The 20,907-nt window shown below is 67.7% G+C and carries 19 protein-coding genes; 6 read left to right on the top strand and 13 right to left on the bottom strand.

Features of this window, described 5'->3' with window-relative positions; all coding sequences use genetic code 11:
- Window positions 1-153: 153 nt before the first annotated feature.
- On the bottom strand, window positions 154-1,146 hold the full coding sequence (locus tag ABNQ39_RS10860; RefSeq protein WP_376957631.1) for a mitochondrial fission ELM1 family protein: 993 nt from the start codon (window positions 1,144-1,146) through the stop codon (window positions 154-156).
- Window positions 1,147-1,320: 174 nt separating this feature from the next.
- On the opposite strand from ABNQ39_RS10860, the gene ABNQ39_RS10855 reads away from it, so the two are divergent.
- Entirely contained in the window at window positions 1,321-1,887 is a 567-nt protein-coding gene (locus ABNQ39_RS10855; protein ID WP_376957630.1) for an Lrp/AsnC family transcriptional regulator, read from the top strand.
- A 28-nt stretch (window positions 1,888-1,915) separates the two neighbouring features.
- Here ABNQ39_RS10855 and chrA read toward each other — a convergent pair whose 3' ends face one another.
- Window positions 1,916-3,247, bottom strand: a complete 1,332-nt coding sequence (chrA, locus tag ABNQ39_RS10850) for a chromate efflux transporter (RefSeq protein ID WP_376957629.1) — start codon at window positions 3,245-3,247, stop codon at window positions 1,916-1,918.
- A 193-nt stretch (window positions 3,248-3,440) separates the two neighbouring features.
- Here chrA and ABNQ39_RS10845 point away from each other — a divergent pair, with 193 nt between their 5' ends.
- The gene (locus ABNQ39_RS10845) at window positions 3,441-4,388 is read left to right on the top strand and encodes a dienelactone hydrolase family protein (RefSeq protein WP_376957628.1); all 948 of its coding nucleotides are present in this window, start codon (window positions 3,441-3,443) and stop codon (window positions 4,386-4,388) included.
- Window positions 4,389-4,434: 46 nt separating this feature from the next.
- Here ABNQ39_RS10845 and greA read toward each other — a convergent pair whose 3' ends face one another.
- Together greA and carB are read right to left on the bottom strand one after the other, a co-directional pair.
- Window positions 4,435-4,908: a transcription elongation factor GreA gene (gene greA, locus ABNQ39_RS10840; RefSeq protein WP_063633617.1), complete on the bottom strand. Its 474-nt coding sequence runs from the start codon at window positions 4,906-4,908 to the stop codon at window positions 4,435-4,437.
- Between the two features lie 96 nt (window positions 4,909-5,004).
- Window positions 5,005-8,253 carry a carbamoyl-phosphate synthase large subunit gene (carB, locus tag ABNQ39_RS10835; RefSeq protein ID WP_376957627.1) on the bottom strand — a complete coding sequence of 1,083 codons (3,249 nt, stop codon included), beginning with the start codon at window positions 8,251-8,253 and terminating at the stop codon, window positions 5,005-5,007.
- 261 nt (window positions 8,254-8,514) lie between these two features.
- On the opposite strand from carB, the gene ABNQ39_RS10830 reads away from it, so the two are divergent.
- Window positions 8,515-9,345 (top strand): hypothetical protein, encoded by an 831-nt coding sequence (locus tag ABNQ39_RS10830; protein WP_376957626.1) that lies wholly within the window; start codon window positions 8,515-8,517, stop codon window positions 9,343-9,345.
- A gap of 19 nt (window positions 9,346-9,364) precedes the next feature.
- Window positions 9,365-9,730 (top strand): hypothetical protein, encoded by a 366-nt coding sequence (locus tag ABNQ39_RS10825; protein WP_376957625.1) that lies wholly within the window; start codon window positions 9,365-9,367, stop codon window positions 9,728-9,730.
- Between the two features lie 78 nt (window positions 9,731-9,808).
- Here ABNQ39_RS10825 and ABNQ39_RS10820 read toward each other — a convergent pair whose 3' ends face one another.
- The 5 genes from ABNQ39_RS10820 to ABNQ39_RS10800 form a co-directional block, all read right to left on the bottom strand.
- Window positions 9,809-10,426 (bottom strand): cytochrome c3 family protein, encoded by a 618-nt coding sequence (locus ABNQ39_RS10820; RefSeq protein WP_376957624.1) that lies wholly within the window; start codon window positions 10,424-10,426, stop codon window positions 9,809-9,811.
- Entirely contained in the window at window positions 10,423-10,947 is a 525-nt protein-coding gene (locus tag ABNQ39_RS10815) for a nitrate reductase cytochrome c-type subunit (protein ID WP_167421804.1), read from the bottom strand. Before ABNQ39_RS10815 ends, ABNQ39_RS10820 begins: the two co-directional genes overlap by 4 nt.
- 14 nt (window positions 10,948-10,961) lie before the next feature.
- Window positions 10,962-13,463 (bottom strand): nitrate reductase catalytic subunit NapA, encoded by a 2,502-nt coding sequence (gene napA, locus ABNQ39_RS10810; protein ID WP_376957623.1) that lies wholly within the window; start codon window positions 13,461-13,463, stop codon window positions 10,962-10,964.
- A gap of 94 nt (window positions 13,464-13,557) precedes the next feature.
- Complete coding sequence (locus ABNQ39_RS10805) at window positions 13,558-13,824, bottom strand: chaperone NapD (protein WP_174474127.1); 267 nt, start codon at window positions 13,822-13,824, stop codon at window positions 13,558-13,560.
- 24 nt (window positions 13,825-13,848) lie between these two features.
- Window positions 13,849-14,043, bottom strand: a complete 195-nt coding sequence (locus ABNQ39_RS10800; RefSeq protein WP_098738926.1) for a periplasmic nitrate reductase, NapE protein — start codon at window positions 14,041-14,043, stop codon at window positions 13,849-13,851.
- 254 nt (window positions 14,044-14,297) lie between these two features.
- Between ABNQ39_RS10800 and ABNQ39_RS10795 the strand changes: the two genes are divergently transcribed.
- Window positions 14,298-15,041 (top strand): MgtC/SapB family protein, encoded by a 744-nt coding sequence (locus tag ABNQ39_RS10795; RefSeq protein WP_376957622.1) that lies wholly within the window; start codon window positions 14,298-14,300, stop codon window positions 15,039-15,041.
- Between the two features lie 211 nt (window positions 15,042-15,252).
- Window positions 15,253-17,211 (top strand): sensor histidine kinase, encoded by a 1,959-nt coding sequence (locus ABNQ39_RS10790; protein WP_376957621.1) that lies wholly within the window; start codon window positions 15,253-15,255, stop codon window positions 17,209-17,211.
- Window positions 17,212-17,221: 10 nt separating this feature from the next.
- On the opposite strand, the gene ABNQ39_RS10785 is transcribed toward ABNQ39_RS10790, so the two are convergent.
- The 4 genes from ABNQ39_RS10785 to ABNQ39_RS10770 form a co-directional block, all read right to left on the bottom strand.
- A complete protein-coding gene (locus ABNQ39_RS10785; RefSeq protein ID WP_376957620.1) occupies window positions 17,222-17,836 on the bottom strand; it encodes a pyridoxamine 5'-phosphate oxidase family protein in 615 nt (204 codons plus the stop codon).
- Complete coding sequence (locus ABNQ39_RS10780) at window positions 17,833-18,333, bottom strand: DinB family protein (RefSeq protein WP_376957618.1); 501 nt, start codon at window positions 18,331-18,333, stop codon at window positions 17,833-17,835. Before ABNQ39_RS10780 ends, ABNQ39_RS10785 begins: the two co-directional genes overlap by 4 nt.
- A gap of 85 nt (window positions 18,334-18,418) precedes the next feature.
- Window positions 18,419-20,362 carry a DNA translocase FtsK gene (locus ABNQ39_RS10775; RefSeq protein ID WP_376957616.1) on the bottom strand — a complete coding sequence of 648 codons (1,944 nt, stop codon included), beginning with the start codon at window positions 20,360-20,362 and terminating at the stop codon, window positions 18,419-18,421.
- Window positions 20,359-20,904 (bottom strand): PAS domain-containing protein, encoded by a 546-nt coding sequence (locus ABNQ39_RS10770; protein WP_109050413.1) that lies wholly within the window; start codon window positions 20,902-20,904, stop codon window positions 20,359-20,361. The genes ABNQ39_RS10775 and ABNQ39_RS10770 overlap by 4 nt, the downstream gene beginning before the upstream one ends.
- Window positions 20,905-20,907 lie beyond the last annotated feature (3 nt).

Here is a 20,907-nt window from a genome sequence, read left to right as displayed (position 1 = left end):
GCGGAAGTTCCGGATGGAAGGACGGCCCCGGACCGTGTTCGGTGAAACGGCCGGTTTGCCAGCGCTTATGGCATGGCCGGCGACCGAACTCCGCAGCAAACCGGTCGTACCAGCGGGGTGCGCGCATTGGTCGCGTCGCACCCCGCTCTCCCGTCACGACAGGCCGAATCGCCTGCGGTGGGCGGACAGGCGGCGGCGCACCTCTTCGGCCACCACCTCCGTCTCGTTCAGCGGCGCATAGTCCCAATGGTCCAGGGAGCCGTCGAAGGGCCGTGCGATGCCGTCCTGGTACAGACCGTCATGGAAGGCGCGGAACTTGGGCGATCCGCCCTCCAGCTCGATCACATAGACCGGCTTGCCGGTCGAGCAGGCCTCCGAAATCATCGACACGCTGTCGCAGGTCACCACTACGGCTTCGGCGAGGCCGAGATAGGCGAAGTAAGGATTCTCGCCGGTGCCGTCCCATACCTCCGCCGGCAGGCCGGACAGGCGGGCGCGCAGGATCGCCTCGTTGTCGGCACCGGTGCGGCGCGACGGGGTGACCATCAGCCCGGCACCATGGGTGCGGGTCAGGTTGGCCAGCCGTTCGGCCACATCGCCCATGATGGTGGGCGTCAGGCGGTAGACGCCGTTGTCGCCGCCGATCAGCACGGCGATGCGCGGGTGCGGCAGGTGCGCCAAGCGCGGGGCGAAGCGTTCGGCCGCGCCGGCCAGGATGGCGGGGGTCACCCGGTGCAGGGCGCCGCGGGTCACCAGCACGTTATCAGCGCGCAGCTTGTCGTGGCGCGGCACGACGATCAGGTCGAAGTGACGCGGGTTCATCACCGGATCCTGGATCTGGACGGTGAAGGTCCGGCCGCGCGACTGCTGGCGCACCGCCAGCGAGACGGCGATGGACTGCCGCCCGGTGCCGATCAGCAGGTCGGGCCAGGGCGGTTCCACCGGATCGCCGTTGGGGCCGGCGGCGAATCGGTTGCCGATGCGCCAGTAGGGAGTCAGCTGGCGCCAGGGCGTGCGCAGATGCACGCGCTTGACGACCGGCGTCAGGCCAAGCGACTCCGCCAGACCGATGCACTGGTTTTCCATGCCGGCCTTGCCGTCCGACACGACCCAGCAGGTCAGAGGCGCGCTGGTCAGAGGTTGCATGAGAACTCGGATCGTTGAAGCTTCGAAGGGAGGGAACGCCCCCGGGTGGGAGGGCTGCGGCGAAAAGACCGTTATCGGGGTTGCTCACCCTTGCGGGGGTTTCCGTCTTGGCGTAGACACCATGCCCGTGTAATATCCTTTCTCCAAATCATCCCCGGAGCGACCGAGTAAACCATGCGGCGGGTCAAACTCGACCGAATTGACCGTCGGATTCTGCGCGATCTGCAGAACGACGGCCGGATGACCAACGTGGAGCTTGCCCGACGTGCCGGCATCTCCGCTCCGCCCTGCCTGCGCCGCGTCCGCGCGCTGGAGGAGGCGGGATTCATCCGTGGCTACCACGCCGACGTCAACCCCGATGCACTGGGGTTCGGCGTCACGGTGTTCGCCCAGGTCGGCCTCAGCAGCCAGGCCGAAGCGGACCTAAAGAAATTCGAGGAGCTCGTCAACAGCTGGCCGCTCGTGCGTGAGTGCAACATGCTGGCCGGCGAATATGATTTCGTCCTGAAGATCGTGGCGGAGGACTGGGACGACTACCAGCGCTTCCTGACGACCAAGCTGACGGCGGCGCCCAACGTCGCCCATGTGAAGTCGGCCCTGTCGATCCGCACCAGCAAGCACACCCCCGGCGTTCCCATCGACGTCGATTCGCCCGACATCCCGGAAGGGAACGAGGACGACGAGGACGAGGAATACGCCGAGGACGAGGCCCAGACGCCCGCCCGCGCCACCCGGCGCTGAACGGGCGCTCGCTCGACCCTGTCCAAATCTACAAGGAAGATGCGGCGAGCGCCTGGATAAGGCCCGCCGCCGCTCCCCCCGCCACCACCCAGTGGATGGCCACCCCCCGGCGGGTCAGCGCGTAAAGCGCGCACAGCATGATGGCCCAGGCCCAGATCAGGCTGCCTGCCGTATGCTGCCCGTCCGGCAGCAGCACCGCCACTCCCAGATAGACGCCCAGGTTCAGGATCATCCCCACCACCGCCGCTGCGATGGCGGCGAGAGCCCCTGCGGCCAGGCGGTTGTGGATCAGCCGCTCCAGATAGGGAGCGCCGGCGAAGATGAACAGGAAGCAGGGCAGGAAGGTGACGTAGGTCGTCAGCGCCGCCCCCAGCGTTCCCGCCAGCGCCGGAGACAGCGCGCCCGGCCGGTTCCAGCCGGCGAAGAAGCCGACATACTGCGTGACCAGGATCAGCGGCCCCGGCGTCGTCTCGGCCAGTGCCAGCCCGTCGATCATCTCCCGTGGGCTGAGCCAGCCATAGCTGTCCACCGCCTGTCCGGCGATGTAGGGCAGCACGGCATAGGCGCCGCCGAAGGTGATGAAGGCGGCCTTGGTGAACAGCGCGGCGATGCCGCGCCAGGGATCGGCGCCGAAAGCCAGCAGGACCGCCCCCACCGGCACCACCCACAGAACCAAGCCCAGCACCAGCAGGGTCAGCAGCCGGCCGACCTTCGGAGCAGGCTCCACCGTCAGGTCGGTGGTGGAACCGCCGCCGGAGCCATTGTCGGAGCCATCGTCGCCCGCCGGATGCGGGTGGGCGAACCAGTGGCGGCCCGTGCGCGCCGCCACCCCGCCGACCACAGCGGCGACGCCGATCACCAGCGGGAAGGGCAGGTGCAGCAGCGCCAGCGCCAGGAAGGCGGCACCGGCCAGGGCGACGGCGGCCGGTCCCTTCAGCGTGCGGCGGCCCAGGCGCCAGACCGCGGCGGCGATGATCGCCACCACCGCCGGCTTGATACCGTCGAACAGCGCGCCGACCAGCCCGGTGTCGCCATGGGCGGCGGCGATCCAGGACAGGGCCAGCAGCACCAGCGCACCCGGCAGCACGAACAGCCCGCCCGCCACCAGCCCGCCGCGCCCGCCATACATCCGCCAGCCGATATAGGTGGCGAGCTGCTGCGCCTCTGGCCCCGGCAGCAGCATGCAGAAATTCAGCGCGTGCAGGAACCGGGTCTGGTCGATCCAGCGGCGGCGGTCGACCAGTTCGCTCTGCATCATCGCGATCTGCCCGGCCGGGCCGCCGAAGCTGGTCAGCCCCAGCCGCAGCCAGTAGAGGCAGAAGGCACGGAAGGACGGGAGGGGGGAGGGAGAATCGCTCATCGTCCCGCAGCCTAACTCAAACGCGGCGGCAGGGCAGCTTTCGCCATCGGGTTGGAGGGCTGACGGATGGGCGGACGACGCGTCCGCGGGGACAAATGCCGGGCGCCCATGGCCTTCCGCATCGCGGAGGTTTAATATTGCAACCGCGAGCGCCGCCGTCGGGGCAGGCGCCGGAGGTCGGGGACGCTGCAGAATGAAGGCTTCCACCCGCGGTCTTGCGGCTGTGTTGGGGGCGGTGCTGTATGCCGGTGCCGGGGGGATCGCGGCGGGCGTGATCGCGGTTGGGGGGCTGACCCTGTCGGCGGCGCCTGCGCAGGCCGCGGTCGGTGTCCATGCCGAGGAGATCGTGCGCTTTCCGTCCGTCGACGGCGATTTGACCGGCGGCAGGCCGACGATGCTGAGCGGCCGGCTGCTGCGCCCGGCCGGCAACGGCCCGCACCCGGCGGTGGTGATGCTGCATGGTTGCGGCGGCCTCTATGCCCGCAACGGCCGGGTGTCGCCGCGCCATGTCTGGTGGGCCACCCACCTGCAGCGGCAGGGCTACGAGGTGCTGATGGTCGACAGCTTCGGTCCGCGCGATGTGGAGGAGGTCTGCACCACCGCCCTGAAGGACCGTACCGTCCGCGCCACGGTGGAGCGCAAGCGCGACGCCTGGGCGGCGCTGGCTTTCCTGCGCAAGCGGCCGGAGGTGGACCATGACCGCATCGGTCTGATCGGCTGGTCGCAGGGAGCGAGCACCGTGATGGTCGCTTATGGCGCCGGCGAGGATGGACCGGCCGGGACCGAGGAGGGCGGCTTCCGCGCCGCCGTCGCCTTCTACCCCGGCTGCAAGGCGGCGTTGAGCAAGGAGGACTGGCAGCCGGATGGCCCGCTGCTGCTGCTGGTCGGCGGCAAGGACGACTGGACGCCGCCGGAGAGCTGCGTCGAGCTGTCCGGGCGCGACGGGGTCAAGGGCAAGGTGGATCTGGTGGTCTATCCCGATGCCTATCACGGCTTCGACGCGCCGGACGCGCCGGTGCGCAAGCGCAAGGACCTCGCCACTGCTCCCGGCGGCACCGCCCATGTCGGCACGGACGAAGACGCCCGCTCGGACGCGATCCGGCGGGTGAGCGACTTCTTCAGGGAAAAGCTTGGGGGATAAGGGGGGCAACCGCCCTCTCCCGGGGTGGGAGAGGGCGGTTGAAACGTCAACGGAACTCGACCGAAACGATCTCGTACAGCTTGGAACCGCCGGGGGTCGACACCTCGACACTGTCGCCGACGGACTTGTTGATCAGGGCGCGGGCCAGCGGCGCCTGGATCGACAGGAGGCGGTTCTTGATGTCGCTCTCGTCCTGGCCGACGATCTGATAGGTCGTCTCCTCGTCCGTGTCCTGGTCGGCCAGGGTCACGGTCGCGCCGAACTTCACGGTGTTGCCGGTCAGCTTGGCCGGGTCGATGACCTCGGCACGGCTGATCTTGTCCTCCAGCTCCAGCACGCGGCCTTCGATGAAGCTCTGACGTTCGCGCGCCGCGTGATACTCGGCGTTTTCCGAAAGGTCGCCATGTTCGCGGGCTTCCGCGATGGCTTTGATGACCGCCGGGCGTTCGGTGATCTTAAGGTGCTTCAATTCCTCCTGGAGGCGGTTGAAGCCCGCCGCTGTCATCGGAACTTTTTCCATGTTCGGTCCATCACCGCTTGCAGTCGTTCGACCTGTCCAAAGCGACATCAAGGACGAAGACGGCGCGGAGGAGGTCCGCCGCGCCGTCGTCCGTCCTTAATACGATCCGCTAAGGTACGACTGCAACGGGGCGACTTCAAGGCTGCCGTTCCGGAGTGCGGCAATCGCTTCCACCGCTGCGCGTGCTCCTGCCACCGTCGTATAGTACGGAATGTTGTAGGTCAGTGCGGTGCGACGCAGGCTGAAGCTGTCGGACAGGGCCTGGGCGCCTTCCGTGGTGTTGATGACCAGATGCACGTTGCCGTTGATCATGGCGTCGACGATGTGCGGCTGGCCTTCGACCACCTTGTTGATGGTTTCCGCCGGCACGCCGGCATCGCTCAGCACCTTGGCGGTGCCGGACGTGGCGAGGATGCGGAAGCCCATCTCGTGCAGCTTCTTGGAGATCACCGCCAGCGCCGGCTTGTCGTGGTCCTTGACCGAGACGAAGACGCTGCCCTTGACCGGCAGGGTGACACCGGCGCCGAGCTGCGCCTTGGCGAAGGCCAGCGCGAAGTTGTGGTCGAGGCCCATGACCTCGCCCGTCGACTTCATCTCCGGACCCAGCACGATGTCGACGCCGGGGAAGCGGGCGAAGGGGAAGACCGCTTCCTTGACCGCGGTGTGCGGCGGGGTCGGGCCGTTCAGCGTGAAGGCGGACAGCTTCTCGCCGGCCATGATGCGGGCCGCGATCTTGGCGATGGCGGTGCCGGTGGCCTTGGCGACGAAGGGCACCGTGCGGCTGGCGCGCGGGTTGACCTCCAGGATGTAGACGGTGCCGGCCTTGACCGCGAACTGTACGTTCATCAGGCCGACCACCTTCAGCGCATGGGCGAGCGCGTCCGACTGGCGGTTGATCTCGGCGATGGTGTCGGCCGGCAGCGTGTAGGGCGGCAGGGCGCAGGCGCTGTCGCCGGAATGGATGCCGGCCTCTTCGATATGCTCCATCACGCCGGCGACATAGACGTCGGTGCCGTCGCAGACGACGTCGACGTCGACCTCGATGGCGTCCTGGAGGTAGCTGTCGATCAGCACCGGGTTCTTGCCCGACACCTGCACGGCGGTGCCCATGTAGCGCTGGAGCCCGGCCATGTCGTGGACGATCTCCATCGCCCGGCCGCCCAGCACGTAGGACGGACGGATAACGACCGGGAAGCCGATGCGGCTGGCGACGGCCTCGGCCTCCTCCAGCGAGCGGGCCAGCCCGTTGGCCGGCTGCTTCAGGTTCAGCTCGTGCAGCAGCTTCTGGAAGCGCTCGCGGTCCTCGGCCAGATCGATGGCGTCGGGCGAGGTGCCCAGGATCGGGATGCCGGCGGCCTCCAAGGCGGCGGCGAGCTTCAGCGGGGTCTGGCCGCCGAACTGCACGATGCAGCCCAGCACGGTGCCGTTGCGCTGCTCGACCCGCACCAGCTCAACCACGTCCTCGGCCGTCAGCGGCTCGAAATACAGGCGGTCGGCGGTGTCGTAGTCAGTGGAGACGGTCTCCGGGTTGCAGTTGACCATGATGGTCTCGATGCCGGCCTCCTGCAGGGCGTAGACGGCATGGACGCAGCAGTAGTCGAACTCGATGCCCTGGCCGATGCGGTTCGGACCGCCGCCGAGGATGACAACCTTGCGCTTGTCGGTCGGCTCCGATTCGCACTCCGCCTCGCCGGTCCCGTCGGTCTCGTAGGTCGAGTACATGTAGGGGGTGGCGGAGGCGAATTCGGCGGCGCAGGTGTCGATGCGCTTGTAGACCGGGGTGACGCCGGCCATGCGGCGGGCGGCGGCGACGGCGGCTTCGGTGGTCTTGGCCAGTTCGGCCAGACGGGCGTCGGAGAAGCCCATCTGCTTCAGCTTGAGCCAGCCGGCCTTGTCGGTCGGCAGCCCGTCGGCGCGGATCGCCGCCTCGCGGTCGGTGATCGCCTTGATCTGCTCGAGGAACCACGGGTCGTATTTGGAGACGGCCTGGACCTCGTCCACGGTGAAGCCGTGGCGGAAGGCCTGGGCGATCACCAGCAGGCGGTCGGGGGTCGGGGTGGCGAGCGCGCCGCGGATGGCGGTGCGGTCAGGGTTTTCGTCCCCGCCGATCTTCACCTCGTTGAAGCCGGTCAGGCCGGTCTCCATCGAGCGCAGAGCCTTCTGCACCGACTCCTGGAAGGTGCGGCCGATGGACATCGCCTCGCCCACCGACTTCATCGAGGTGGTCAGCAGCGGCTCCGAGCCCTTGAACTTCTCGAAGGTGAAGCGGGGCATCTTGGTGACGACGTAATCGATCGTCGGCTCGAAGCTCGCGGGCGTGGTGCCGGTGATGTCGTTGGTCAGCTCGTCCAGCCGGTAGCCGACGGCCAGCTTGGCGGCGATCTTGGCGATGGGGAAGCCGGTGGCCTTCGACGCCAGCGCCGAGGAACGCGACACGCGCGGGTTCATCTCGATGACGATCAGGCGGCCGTTGGCCGGGTTGACCGCGAACTGGACGTTCGAGCCGCCGGTGTCGACGCCGATCTCGCGCAGCACGGCGATCGAGGCGTCGCGCATGATCTGGTATTCTTTGTCGGTCAGCGTCAGCGATGGCGCCACGGTGATCGAGTCGCCGGTGTGGACGCCCATCGGGTCGATGTTCTCGATGGCGCAGACGATGATGCAGTTGTCGGCGCCGTCGCGCACGACCTCCATCTCGTATTCCTTCCAGCCCAGCACCGATTCCTCGATCAGCACTTCGCCGACCGGGCTGGCGCGCAGGCCGCCGCGCACGATGTCCTCGAACTCCGCCCGATTGTAGGCGATGCCGCCGCCGGTGCCGGCCAGCGTGAAGCTGGGACGGATGATGGCGGGCAGGCCGACGAGCTCCAGCGCGTCCATCGCCTCGTCCAGCGTGCGGACCATGCGCGACTTCGGCGACTCCAGCCCCAGCTTGTCCATGGCGTCGCGGAACAGGATGCGGTCCTCGGCCTTGGCGATGACGTCGCGCTTGGCGCCGATCATCTCCACGCCGAGCCGCTCCAGCGTGCCGTCGTCGGACAGCGCCATCGCCGTGTTCAGCGCGGTCTGGCCGCCCATGGTCGGCAGCAGGGCGTCGGGACGCTCCTTCTCCAGGATCTTGGCGACGACCGCCGGGGTGATCGGCTCGATGTAGGTGGCGTCGGCCAGACCGGGGTCGGTCATGATGGTGGCCGGGTTGGAGTTGACGAGGATGACCCGGTAGCCTTCCTCGCGCAGCGCCTTGCACGCCTGAACGCCGGAATAGTCGAACTCGCAAGCCTGTCCGATGACGATCGGACCCGCGCCGATGATGCAGATGGATTTGATGTCGGTGCGTTTGGGCATGGGTCCGCTTCTCTGAAATGTGGTCAGCCGAAAACCCCCCGGCACCGGGGGACCGGAGACGGAGAGCGGGATGGGCATGTCGTGCAAGGCCCCCTTATAGGGGGTTCCGGGCCGGGGGGGAAGGGGTGGCATGGATGTCACCCTCGCATGACTGAATCTCGGGCACGGCACCGCCGCCCCATGCGGGTCTTGAACCGCGGGGGAAAGGGACGCATCAATTCCCCTTCTCCCATTTCGCATACCCATTGGAGATACGCCCCGATGAGCCACGCATTCGCCAAGGACAGCCGCGCCTGCGCCGCCTGCGTCTCGTGGGGCGGCGAGCGCGCGCTGTCGGAGGACAACACGCTGGTGCATGTCGCCCGCCACGGGGTGGAGGGGGAGTGCCGCACCGCCAGCAGCCAGGACTACCGCCGCATCACCAAGGGCTATCACACCTGCACCGCCTGGGCGCCGCTGCCGATGCTGAAGAAGCATGGCGGCCGGATCGGCCATACGCCGGCGGGGCAGGCGCACACGCTGGTCACCGCCGCGGCCTCGCGGCCCATTCCGCAGCCGGTTTCCCAGCCGGTGCCGGCGGCAGCGGCCTTCGCGTCGGCGCCGGTGGCGACTCCGGTGCTGGACCTGCCGCCGCCGCCCTGCCGGGCCGACGTGATCGATGCGGAGCAGACGCCGCAGGTCCGCATCCTCTACACCCATTGGGTGAGGCTGAAGCGCAAGCGCCGCATGCCCCTGGCGAGGGAAATCGACACCGCCCAGGTCCGGGAAAGCGTGCCGCGCACCGCCCTGATGGAGCCGACCGCCGACGGCAGCGATTTCGTCTACAAGTCCTGCGGCCGTGCCCTGCAACGCCGGCTGGCCGAGCGGCCGACGACACGGCGGGTGACCGACTGCCACCCGGAGCAGGCGGCGCGGCGCTGGCTGTCCGACCTGCGCGCCTGTCTGGAGAGCGGCGAGCCGCGCTGCCTGCTGGTGCGCGACGACCCGATGCTGCCGGGGGCAAAGTTCGTCGAGCTGCTGCTGCCGCTGGCCGACGTCGAGGGCGGGCCGGCGACGCGCGTGCTGGCTTACCGCCATGTGCCGGGTGGCTGAGGGGGCGGCGATGGGCGACATGCAAAGCAGAGAAGGGCCGAAGGGAGAAGGGCCCGGCCCGGAGATCGTCGGCGTCTGGCCGGCGGCGGTGTGGATCGTCGTTGGCGCCGGGCATTACCTGAACGACCCCGATCATTTTGTCGGCTGGAAGGGGGCCCTGTATTTCGTGCTGGGCACGGGGTTGGTGGCGCTGGTCGGCGGCATCGCCAGCCTGTCGGCCCGCCGCACCGTCGCCGGCATCCAGGAACGCCTGCTGAAGGAGGTCCGCCACCGCCGCGACTGGGCGAGCTGGTGGGTGGCTCTGGGCTTGCGCGGGCTGGTCGGGCTGGGCGAGGCGGTGCTGGTGACGCTGCTGGCGTTGTCGGTGGTGGCGATGCTGGGATGAGGCATTGCCGGTGGTTTCCCGTGAAACGCAAAGAGCCCCGCTCCTCTCGGAAGCGGGGCTCTTTGTTTGGCTGGATGCTTACTTCTGGCTGGTCTTCATGCTCCAGCCGGGCTCGATCCCCTGCATGTCGGGCAGGTGGTGGGCGATGCCCTTGTGGCAATCGATGCAGGTGTTCTGGCCGGTGAACAGATAGGTCTCGTGCATCTTCGCGGCGCGCGGATTCTGCTTGGTGATGTCCATCGAGTCCGCGCTGTGGCAGTTGCGGCACTCAAGCGAGTTGTTGGACTTCAGCCGTGCCCATTCGTGCTCGGCCAGTTCGCGGCGCTTGTCGAGGAACTTCTCGCGGGTGTCGATGGTGCCGAAGATCTTGCCCCAGACTTCCTTCGACGCCTGCATCTTGCGGGCGATCTTGTCGGTCCACTGGTGGGGGACGTGGCAGTCCGGGCAGCTGGCGCGCACGCCGGACCGGTTGGTGAAGTGGATGGTCTGCTTCAACTCCTCATAGGGATTGTCGCGCATCTCGTGGCAGCTGATGCAGAAGGCTTCCTTGTTGGTGGCCTCCAGTGCGGTGTTGAAGCCGCCCCAGAAGACGACGCCGGCGATGAAGCCGCCCAGCGTCAGGAAACCCAGGCTGAAATGGACGCTGGGGCGGGCGAACAGCCGCCACAGGCCCAGCAGGGCGGATCGGATCGTCATTTCTGGCCGCCTTGGGCATGGCCCAGGACCGAGTCGAAGTCTTGGAAGCTGTTGGGAACGATCGGCTGGGCGTCGGTCTGCGGCACATGGCACTGGGTGCAGAAGTAGCGGCGGGCCGCCACCGTGCCCAGCGTCTGGCCGTCACGGTCCTGGAAATGGGTGACCGACAGCATCGGCGCCTGCGAGCCGGCCGTGTTGCGGCGATCATGACAGGTCAGGCATTTGTTGATGTTCAGGTCGATCTGATAGTCGCGGATGGCATGCGGGATCAACGGCGGCTGATCGGCGTAGTTGCGCACGCGCTTCTGGTCGTCGGTGATCTCGCGGTGGGTCGCCTCGGCCGGGACATCCGTGGTGATCGGATGGTTGGTGGAGGGAACCTTGATTCCTCCCACCGTGCCGGTGGCGTCCGCCATCACGACGGGCTTGTCGGCGGCGACGACACCGGAGGTGACGCCGATGGTCAAAGCCGGGATGCCGGCCAGCAGGGCCAGCGCGGCGATCAGGAAACGGGTCTTCATGATGCCGGCACTCCTCAGGCGTTCACGACTGGCGTGATCTTGACCGCGCACTTCTTGTAGTCGGTCTGCTTGCTGATGGGATCGGTGGCGTCGAGCGTCACCTTGTTGATGAGGACCGTGTGGTCGAAGAAGGGGACGAAGACCAGGCCGCGCGGCGGCTTGTTGCGCCCGCGCGTCTCGACCCGCACCCGAACCTCGCCGCGCCGGGAGGTGACGCGCACCTCCTGCCCGCGCCGGACATTGAGTTCCTTGGCGTCGTCGGGATGCATGAACACCACGGCGTTCGGGAAGGCCTTGCGCAGCTCCGGCACGCGGAGCGTCATCGACCCGCTGTGCCAGTGCTCGATCACGCGGCCCGTCGACAGCCAGAAGGGATAGTCGGAGTCGGGCGCTTCGGCCGGCGGCTCGTAAGGCAGGGCGAAGACGTTGGCCTTGCCGTCCTTGTTGCCGTAGAAGCGCATGCCCTCGCCGGCCTTCACATACGGATCGGAGCCCTCGCGGTAGCGCCACTTGGTCTCCTTGCCGTCCACCACCGGCCAGCGCAGGCCGCGCTCCTGGTGGTATTGCTCGAAGGGCGCCAGATCGTGGCCGTGGCCGCGCCCGAAGGAGGCGTATTCCTCGAAAAGGCCCTTCTGGACGTAGAAGCCGGCGTCCTTGGCCTCTTGGTTGTTGTAGGTCGGGTCGAGGTCGGACAGTGGGAAGCGGTCGACCTGACCGTTGCGGAACAGCACCTCGTACAGGGTCTTGCCGCGCAGTTCCGGCTTCTTGTTCAGCAGGTCGTCCGGCCACACCTCCTCGATGCGGAAGCGCTTGGAGAACTCCATGATCTGCCACAGGTCGGACCGTGCGCCGTCGGGCGCATCGACCAGCTGGCGCCACAGCTGGGTGCGGCGCTCGGCATTGCCGTAGCCGCCCTCCTTCTCCACCCACATGGCGGTGGGCAGGATCAGGTCGGCGGCGAGAGCCGTCACGGTGGGGTAGGGATCGGAGACGACGATGAAGTTTTCCGGATTGCGGTAGCCGGGGAAGGTCTCCTTCGCCGTGTTCGGGGCCGTCTGCATGTTGTTGTTGCACATGACCCAGTAGGCGTTGAGCTTGCCGTCCTTCAGCATGCGGTCCTGCTGGACGGCGTGGTAGCCGACCTTGTCGGGGATGGTCCCCTCCGGCAGCTTCCAGATCTCCTCGGCGTGTTTGCGGTGCTCGGGATTGGTCACCACCATGTCGGCGGGCAGCCGGTGCGAGAAGGTGCCGACCTCGCGCGCCGTACCGCAGGCCGACGGCTGGCCGGTCAGCGAGAAGGGGCCGCAGCCGGGCTGGGAGATTTTGCCGGTCAGCAGGTGGATGTTGTAGACGAGGTTGTTGGCCCAGACGCCGCGGACATGCTGGTTGAAGCCCATGGTCCAGAAGGACACGACCTTCACCTTCGGGTCGGCATACAGCTCGGCCAGCGCCTCCAGCCGGTTCTTCGGCACGCCCGACAGCTCATGCGCCTTGTCCAGCGTGTAGGGTTCGACGAACTTGGCGAACTCGTCGAAGCTGATCGGGTCGGAGTCGTTGGCCTTGTCGGCGTTCTTCGCCTTCTTCTCCAAGGGGTTGTCGGGACGCAGGCCATAGCCGATGTCGTCGCGGCCGCGCTTGAAGTTGCAGTGCTTCTCGACGAACTCCTTGTTCACCCGGCCGGTCTTGATGATGTGGTTGGCGATGTAGTTCAGGATCGCCAGGTCGGAACCGGGGGTGAAGACCAGGCCGATGTCGGCGAGGTCGAAGCTGCGGTGCTCGTAGGTCGACAGCACGGCGACCTTGCAGCCGGGATGGCTGAGGCGGCGGTCGGTGACGCGCGTCCACAGGATGGGGTGCATCTCCGCCATGTTGGAGCCCCACAGCACGAAGGCGTCGGCCTGCTCCATGTCGTCGTAGCAGCCCATCGGCTCGTCCATGCCGAAGGTGCGCATGAAGCCGGCCACCGCCGACGCCATGCAATGGCGGGCGTTCGGATCCAGGTTGTTGGAGCGCAGGCCGGCCTTCATCAGCTTGGAGGCGGCATAACCCTCATAGATGGTCCACTGGCCGGAGCCGAACATGCCGACGGCGGTCGGACCCTTCTTCTTCAGGGTCTCCTTCCACTTGGCGGCCATGATGTCGAAGGCGGCGTCCCAGCTGATCGGTTCGAACTCGCCGTCCTTGTCGAACTTCCCGTCCTTCATGCGCAGCAGCGGCTGGTTCAGCCGATCCTCGCCATACATGATCTTGGACAGGAAATAGCCCTTCACGCAGTTCAGGCCGCGGTTCACCTCGGCCTTCACGTCGCCATGGGTGGCGACGACGCGACCGTCCTTGACGCCGACCATCACGCCGCAGCCGGTGCCGCAGAACCGGCAGGGGGCCTTCGACCAGGTCAGCTTGGCGCCTTCGCCGGTCAGGATATTGGCGGCGGACGCGGGCAGCGAGATTCCGGCCGCCGCGGCGGCGGCAGCGGCGGCTTGCGCCTTCAAGTAATCGCGGCGGGACAGAAACATGAGGAGGACTCCAGGTTCGGAGGAAATTCGGTCGGGAAAAGGCGGAAACGGCGCGCCTGGATGGGGATCCGGGTGACGGCCCAGGGGAGGGGCGTCAGGCTGCGTCGATCGCGTCCGCGGGTTCGTAGTGGTGGTAAACCATGGTGGTGGTGTGAACGCCGGGAATGGCGTTTAGCAGGGCGATGCGGTCGACGACCTCGGCCGCGCTGGCGGTGACCAGCGTCACCACCGCCTTGCCGTTCTCCGCGGCACACCAGTCCAGCCCGGCGACGGAGGCCGCCGCCTCGCGCACCGCGTCGGTGCGGTCGGGACTGTGCTGGATGACGAGGCTGGAGATGTGGACTTCGGGGGCGCGGGGCATGTCGGTCCTGGCGGAGCGCTGGGCTCAGTGGGTGAGGAGCTGGTACATCCAGATCGAGAAGCCGTAGGCGGAGACGGTGCCGACGGCGATCACCGGCCAGACCAGCACTGCCAGCGACAGGAACATCAGCCCTTCGGCCCGGCGGGTCGGGGCCGGTGCGGAGTCGGTCGCCTTCCGGTCGGACGGATGGGACAGGACGGGGGAGGTGATGGGCCTCATGGCGGCACTCTCGGTCGGAGCGGGAACAGGTCGAACCGGTCCCGGTGCCAACCCTCGCGGCTGGTCCTTAGGTACTGGTTTTCGGCCCTTAGTATCGATACTTTCTGGCGGGCGGGAATTGACTCAGGTCAACTCGGGCCATTTGCGGCCTGTGACGGAATGGCGCCTTCCGCCAAGCGGGCGCCACGGGCCGGGCTGCGCTAGACTGCGGTGGAGGTCTTCATCGAAAGCCTCGATCAGGAATGGAATGGGCCATGGATTTGCTGCGCTCCTACTGGTCGCCGGCCGAATTGGCGACCAACGGGTTGATCCTGCTGCATCTTTTGGGAGCCTTGGCGGTCGGGCTGCTGCTGGGGTACGAGCGCAGCTATCACGGGCGGGCGGCCGGGATGCGGACCTACGGGCTGGTCTGCCTGGCCTCGGCCGCGCTGACGGTGGTCAACGCCTACCCCTCCATGTGGTATGGCGGCATCGGGACGCAGGGGGCGCCACATGCGGCCGCCCTGGCCGGCGATCCGACGCGGGTGATCCAGGGCATCGTCACCGGCATCGGCTTCCTCGGCGCCGGGGTCATCATGCGCGAGGGGCTGTCGATCCGCGGCCTGTCCACCGCCGCATCGATCTGGGCGACCTCGGCCATCGGCATCGTCATCGGTCTCGGTTTCTATGCGGTCGCCATTGCCGCGGCGCTGTTGACCATTCTGGTGATGAGTTTGCTGCGGCCGGTCGAACGGCTGCTGCCCCACCAGTCGGTGCTTCACCTGACACTGGTCTTTCCGCGCGACAAGGCCCCGCCGCCGGAGGAGTTGCGGACACAGGCCAGGAAACATGGGTTCGAGGTGGTCGACTGGGCCTTCCACCTCGCCAACGGCAGCGGCCAGTTCGAATGCCAACTGGTGTTACAAGGGAGGGGCGATCCCGATCCGATGGCGCTCGTCAGCGCCCTTGCCTCCACCGACACGGTGGTGGAGTTCAAGCTGTCCCCTTCACGCATCTGACGACGGCCGGGAACCAGAAGAGTTGGAAAGACGAGATGCATATAAGCTTAATGTTTTCCTAAAACTTTATCTATATCGATAGCCCGCGATGATGAAGGACGCGAACAACGGCGGGAAATGGCGGGGCTGGAATCGCCGCCCTTCTGCCCGGCAGAACGGCCGTGACGGGCGCAATGCCGGTTCCCCGACCTCATCCGCTTCCTGTCGCCGGATGGCGGGGCCGATCGCCCTGCTGACGGCGCTTCTCCTGTGGTTTTCCGGCACGGCCGCCGCCACGGTCTCCGGCGTGGAGCCGCTTCGGCTCGGGCCAGCCACCGCCAGCGCCACCCTGGCCGGCCATTTCGCTCGGCTGGTCGATCCCGACCGCAAGCTTGATTTCGCCGCCATCCTGAAGGCCGACGCCGATGGGCAGATGGAACCGCGGGAGGATTTCCGCGGTGTCGGCCAGACCCGCGACATCCATTGGTACCGTTTCGACCTGATGCGCGAACCCGGTGCGCCGGCGGACTGGCTTCTGGAGATGGGCGAAGCCTATATCGACCATCTCGACCTCTTCATCCCGAAGGCAGGCGGAGCCGCGGGCCGGCCGCAGGACCCTGCCGCCTACCGGCTGGTCCGTTTGGGAGACTTCGTTCCATTCAGCCAGCGGCCGATGAAGACCCGGCTGCACAGCCTGCCGCTGACCCTTCCGGAGGGAAAGCCGGTCTCGCTTTACCTGCGTATCGATTCGGTCAGCGCTATCCGCCTGTCGGCACGGCTGTGGTCTCCCGCCGCCTATGTCAGCCACCAGACCAAGGATCTGCTGTTCCAGGGGGTTTTCCTGGGGGTGCTGGGTATTCTGGTCTTGGGTTATGTCGCGCTGGGCCTGCTTCTGCGTGACGGGGCGCTGCTGTCCTACACCGCCTATGTCGCCACGGTCTTCTGCTATTACTTGTTCGCCAACGGTATCGGCGCAACGCTGCTGCCGGATCTGCCGGGCTGGCTGATGAACCTGCTGGTGGGCAGCAGCGGCTTCCTCGGCTTTGCCACGGCACTGATCATGTGGGTCTATATCCTCGATTTGCAGACCCGGGCGCCGAAGCTGGCGCGTTGCTATCAGGGGTTGGCCCTGCTGGTGCTGCTGGCATTGCCGACGACGGTTTCACCGCTTTACGCCCTGACCAACCCGGTGGTGACCCTGTCGGCGCTGGTCGTGGTGGTGATCGCACTGGTGCTGACCGCACGCATGGCCTGGCTGAACCCGAGCGATCTCAGCCCGCGCTTCTATCTGGCCAGCACCCTGGTGTCGCTGAGCGGGCTGATCCTGGCCCAACTGATCCTGCGGGGCGCGCTGCCTGCCGATTTCTTCATCGCCGATCCCTATCAGGTCGCCTCGATGGTGGCGGTGCTGGTGCTGGGCACCGGTCTGGCCCTGCGCATCGGCAGGCTTCAGACGGAGCGGCTGCGCGCCCGGGAGGAGTCGGCCTTCGCCACCAAGCGGGCGGAGGAGCAGCGCAGCTTCGTCGCGATGCTGTCGCACGAATTCCGTACCCCGCTGGCCGCCATCGACAGCGCGGCACAGATGATCGAACTGTCGGGCGTGGTGGAGTCGCCGTCGGCGCTGACCCGCCTGCAACGCATCCGCAGCACCACCCACAAGATGGCGGAACTGGTGGATCTTTTCCTGTCTTCCGATGCGCTCGACCAGGGGGCGCTGGCGCTGAAGCCGGAACCGGTGGTGCTGGGCCAGTTGATGGACGAGGTTCTAGGCGGCCTGATGGAGACGGAAGCGGAGGAGCGGCTGGACCTGTCGATCGATGCTCCCCACCGCCCGATGCTGGTCGATGCGCCCTTCCTGGGGGTGGCCATCGGCAATCTGGTGCAGAACGCGCTGCGCTACTCGCCGGCGGACACGGCCGTCCGGGTGAGCGCCTTCGATGACGGAGGCGGCATCGTCATCCGCGTCGCCGACCGGGGCCTCGGCATGACCCCGGAGGAGGTGGAGCGGATCGGCTCGATCTATTTCCGCGCCTCGTCGTCGCGCGGAACCAAGGGATCGGGGCTGGGGCTCTACATGACGCAGAAGATCGTCGCCGCCCATGGCGGAACCCTGTCGGTGCAGAGCGAGCACAATGAGGGCTCGGTCTTCACCATCAGGCTGCCGGCCACCGACAGGCTCGCTGCGCAGTAGGGATGCCGGGTCAGTACAGGGTTTTCGGGATCCGCTCGGCCAGCGACCGGTCATAGGCGTCGCCGCCTTCGCGCCCGGCGCTGGCCTCGGCCATCAGGGCCCCCGCCGACGGCAGGCTGCGCCGCTCGATCTGCACCGCCGGGTCCCACAGGCGGGAGCGCAGCAGGGCGCGGGCGCACTGGAAGAACACCGCCTCGATGGTGACGACCAGCACCGACTTCGGCGCCTTGCCGTCGACGGCGAAGCTCTCGCACAAGGCCGGGTCGGTGTCGATCACGGCGCGGCCGTTGACCCGCAACGTCTCGTTCAGTCCCGGCACCAGGAACAGCAGACCGACCCGCGGATCGGCCAGGATGTTGCGCAGGCTGTCGATGCGGTTGTTGCCGCGGCGGTCGGGGATCAGCAGGGTACGGTCGTCCGCTACCCGGACGAAGCCGGCTTCGTCGCCGCGCGGCGAGGCATCCAGCCCATCCGGTCCGCTGGTTGCAAGAACGAAGAAGGGCGACGCCTCGATGAGCGCGCGGTAGCCGGGGGTCAGCGCCGGCACCTCCTTGGCGATGGAGGGAGCGGCCGGCTCACCATAGAGGGTTTCCAGAGCCGCGAGGTCGGCGATGGGGCGGCTCATTTCGCCTCCAGCAGGAAATAGACGAAGTCGATCGACGGCGCGTCCAGCCCGAACTGGCTCAGCAGCGTGTGGGCCTGCCCGCGATGGTGGGTCTGGTGGTTGAAGATATGGGTGACGATCTGGGCGAAGGGCAGCTCATGCGGCGTGCCGGCCATGCTGCGGTAGGAGAGGACCGACTCGAACCGCTCCGCCGGGGTGGCTGCCAGGACGCGCAGGAGCCGCTCGTCCTCCGCCTCGCGGGCGGTGCGCAGGCCGGCGAAATCGTCATGGAGGATTTCATCGAGCGACGACGGCTTCGGCCCCTCTCCCTCGATCCTTTCCAGCCACACCCGGTCGGCGACCAGGATATGGTTCAGCGTGCCGCGGACAGAGCCGAAAAAGGCGCCGCGGTCCTCGCGGAACTGAGCATCGGAAAGCTGCGCCGCGATCTGGTAAAGGCGGCGGTTGGCCCAGCGGTTGTAGCGGGCGAGGGTCTCGAAATGGGGCTTCGGGTCCATGGGGAGCCTTTTGCTTGCTTACTGTCGTCCCCCAACCGGAGGAGCCCTCTTCTCGACAGGGGAAGAGGTTCCTTCGGATGATCGATCACACGCCGGCGCGCTTGGCCGACAGGCCGGCGTGGGACAGCAGGACTTCGCGCTTGCCCTGGTGGTTGGCGGGGCCGACGACGCGCTCGGTCTCCATCCGCTCGACCAGACGGGCGGCGCGGTTGTAGCCGATCTGGAGCTGGCGCTGGATGAAGCTGACCGACACCTTGCCCTCGCGGACCACGAGGTTGACGGCCTGCATGTAGAGGTCGTCGCCGGTCGCAACCGAACCGCCGTCCTCGTCCTCCACCGCGGCGGCTTCCTCCTCTTCCTCGGTGATGGCGGTGACGTAGTTGGGGGCGCCCTGGGCCTTCACATACTGGACGATCTCCTCGACCTCCGAATCGGAGACGAAGGGACCGTGGACGCGGGTGATGCGGCCGCCGCCCTGCATGTACAGCATGTCGCCCTGGCCCAGCAGCTGCTCTGCCCCGGCTTCGCCGAGGATGGTGCGGCTGTCGATCTTGCTGGTGACCTGGAAGCTGATGCGGGTCGGGAAGTTGGCCTTGATGGTGCCGGTGATGACGTCGACCGACGGACGTTGCGTCGCCATGATCAGGTGGATGCCGGCGGCGCGCGCCATCTGGGCGAGACGCTGGATCGCCGCCTCGATCTCCTTGCCGGCGACCAGCATCAGGTCGGCCATCTCGTCGACGATCACGACGATGTAGGGCAGCGGCGTCGGCTCCGACGGCGTCAGGTCGAAGACGTTCTCCGCCTCGCCCGGCGCCGGGGCGCGGCGGGGCATCTTCTCGCCATTGGCGATCATCTCCGCCATGCGGGCGTTGTAGCCCTCGATGTTGCGGACGCCGAGCTTGGACATCGCCTCGTAGCGGCTTTCCATCTCGCGCACGGCCCAGCGCAGGGCGACGACCGCCTTTTTGGGATCGGTGACGACCGGCGTCAGCAGGTGCGGGATGCCGTCATAGACCGACAGCTCCAGCATTTTGGGATCGACCATGATGAAGCGGCAGCGCTCCGGCGGCAGCCGGTAGAGCAGCGACAGGATCATGGTGTTGATCGCCACCGACTTGCCCGAGCCGGTGGTGCCGGCGACCAGCAGATGCGGCATGCGGGCGAGGTCGGCCACCACCGGTTCGCCGCTGATGTCCTTGCCGAGGGCGATGGCGAGCTGGGCCGTGGTGTTGCGGAAGGCGTCGTGGTCGAAGCTTTCGCGCAGGTAGACCATCTCGCGCACCGGATTCGGCAGCTCGACGCCGATGACGCTGCGGCCGGGGACGATGGCGATGCGGGCGGTGACCACGCTCATCGAGCGGGCGATGTCGTCGGTCAGGTTGATGACGGTGGCCGACTTGGTGCCGGGCGCCGGCTCGAACTCGTAGAGGGTGACGACCGGGCCGGGGCGGACATCCATGATCTCGCCGCGGACACGGAAGTTCTTCAGAACGGTTTCCAGCATCCGCGCGTTGCGGGCCAGCACCGACTCGTCATGCTGCTGCACCGGGCGCGGCGGCGGGGTTTGCAGCAGGGAAACGGTGGGCAGCGAATAGACCGCGGGATAATCCGCCGGGGCGGCGGGCGCGCAGGGCACGGCGACTGTGGAAATGGAGGGAGCGGGCGCAGCCGGAGCGGGCGCGCAGGGGCTCGCCGACTCCGCCGCCGGGGCGGCTTCGCACGGGGCCGCGGGGGCCTCTGCCTCCGCCGGGTCGCGCGCCTCATAGGCCCATTCGACGCCCGACAGGAAGGCGAAGCCGGCGACCACCGCCAGCGCCTCGTCCGACAGGTTGGTGGAATAGACGGTCCCGGCGCGCGGCGTGCCGGGCAGAACCTCGACATCCCACAGCACGCGGCCGTCGGGGCGCGGGTTGGGGACGAGATTGAACGGGCGGCCGTTCAGCGCGCACCACAGATTGAACTCGTCGGCGGTCACCACCCCCGCCTGGGTCGGCGGGGCGGCGAGATGCGGCATACGCGGGCTCATGCCGAGGCTCCGGGCTTCTGAACGGTGAGGGGGACGGGACCGGAGGAGGAGCCGCCCGGCCCCAGGGACTGCAGGGGAGGACGTGCCGCCAGCTCGCGCGGCGTCATCTCGTAGGCGGCGACCAGCAGCTTGTCGATGCTGACGCCATCGCTGGACATCGGCAGCACCAGCCGTTCGAAGCTGCGGGTGCGCCCGCCGAAGACCGCGGTGTGGACTCGGGCGACAGGCAGCCGTTCGCGGCGCACCGTCTCATATTCCGGCTGAAGCAATGCCCGCTGTTCCGGCGGCAGGTCGTCCAGCGTGGCGCCCAGGCGCGACTGGCCGAAGGCGGTGGCCAGCGCCTTGCCGTAATAGGAATAGACGAAGGTGCCGGCTTCCTCCCCGATCACCTCGAAGACGGCGATGTTGTCCTTCCACGGCCGCAGGTCGGCCGGGGCGATGCTGCTGGGGACCGGCGGCCGGCCGGCGACGGATTTGGTGAGCCAGAATTCGAGCAGGCCGCTGAGATACGGCGTCGCCAGCTCGGTTCTTTCCTTGGTCATGAC

It is taken from the genome of Azospirillum sp. A26 (genome assembly GCF_042604635.1).
Taxonomy (GTDB): domain Bacteria; phylum Pseudomonadota; class Alphaproteobacteria; order Azospirillales; family Azospirillaceae; genus Azospirillum; species Azospirillum palustre.
The sequence above is the reverse complement of the archived record's forward strand: the minus strand, read 5'-3'. Positions and strand labels throughout refer to the sequence as shown.

Bases quoted from the DNA above. Each gene is read 5' to 3' on its own strand.
- ABNQ39_RS10860 (WP_376957631.1), bottom strand. From the start codon at position 1,146: ATGCAACCTCTGACCAGCGCGCCTCTGACCTGCTGGGTCGTGTCGGAC.
- ABNQ39_RS10855 (WP_376957630.1), top strand. From the start codon at position 1,321: ATGCGGCGGGTCAAACTCGACCGAATTGACCGTCGGATTCTGCGCGAT.
- chrA (WP_376957629.1), bottom strand. From the start codon at position 3,247: ATGAGCGATTCTCCCTCCCCCCTCCCGTCCTTCCGTGCCTTCTGCCTC.
- ABNQ39_RS10845 (WP_376957628.1), top strand. From the start codon at position 3,441: ATGAAGGCTTCCACCCGCGGTCTTGCGGCTGTGTTGGGGGCGGTGCTG.
- greA (WP_063633617.1), bottom strand. From the start codon at position 4,908: ATGGAAAAAGTTCCGATGACAGCGGCGGGCTTCAACCGCCTCCAGGAG.
- carB (WP_376957627.1), bottom strand. From the start codon at position 8,253: ATGCCCAAACGCACCGACATCAAATCCATCTGCATCATCGGCGCGGGT.
- ABNQ39_RS10830 (WP_376957626.1), top strand. From the start codon at position 8,515: ATGAGCCACGCATTCGCCAAGGACAGCCGCGCCTGCGCCGCCTGCGTC.
- ABNQ39_RS10825 (WP_376957625.1), top strand. From the start codon at position 9,365: ATGCAAAGCAGAGAAGGGCCGAAGGGAGAAGGGCCCGGCCCGGAGATC.
- ABNQ39_RS10820 (WP_376957624.1), bottom strand. From the start codon at position 10,426: ATGACGATCCGATCCGCCCTGCTGGGCCTGTGGCGGCTGTTCGCCCGC.
- ABNQ39_RS10815 (WP_167421804.1), bottom strand. From the start codon at position 10,947: ATGAAGACCCGTTTCCTGATCGCCGCGCTGGCCCTGCTGGCCGGCATC.
- napA (WP_376957623.1), bottom strand. From the start codon at position 13,463: ATGTTTCTGTCCCGCCGCGATTACTTGAAGGCGCAAGCCGCCGCTGCC.
- ABNQ39_RS10805 (WP_174474127.1), bottom strand. From the start codon at position 13,824: ATGCCCCGCGCCCCCGAAGTCCACATCTCCAGCCTCGTCATCCAGCAC.
- ABNQ39_RS10800 (WP_098738926.1), bottom strand. From the start codon at position 14,043: ATGAGGCCCATCACCTCCCCCGTCCTGTCCCATCCGTCCGACCGGAAG.
- ABNQ39_RS10795 (WP_376957622.1), top strand. From the start codon at position 14,298: ATGGATTTGCTGCGCTCCTACTGGTCGCCGGCCGAATTGGCGACCAAC.
- ABNQ39_RS10790 (WP_376957621.1), top strand. From the start codon at position 15,253: ATGGCGGGGCCGATCGCCCTGCTGACGGCGCTTCTCCTGTGGTTTTCC.
- ABNQ39_RS10785 (WP_376957620.1), bottom strand. From the start codon at position 17,836: ATGAGCCGCCCCATCGCCGACCTCGCGGCTCTGGAAACCCTCTATGGT.
- ABNQ39_RS10780 (WP_376957618.1), bottom strand. From the start codon at position 18,333: ATGGACCCGAAGCCCCATTTCGAGACCCTCGCCCGCTACAACCGCTGG.
- ABNQ39_RS10775 (WP_376957616.1), bottom strand. From the start codon at position 20,362: ATGAGCCCGCGTATGCCGCATCTCGCCGCCCCGCCGACCCAGGCGGGG.
- ABNQ39_RS10770 (WP_109050413.1), bottom strand. From the start codon at position 20,904: ATGACCAAGGAAAGAACCGAGCTGGCGACGCCGTATCTCAGCGGCCTG.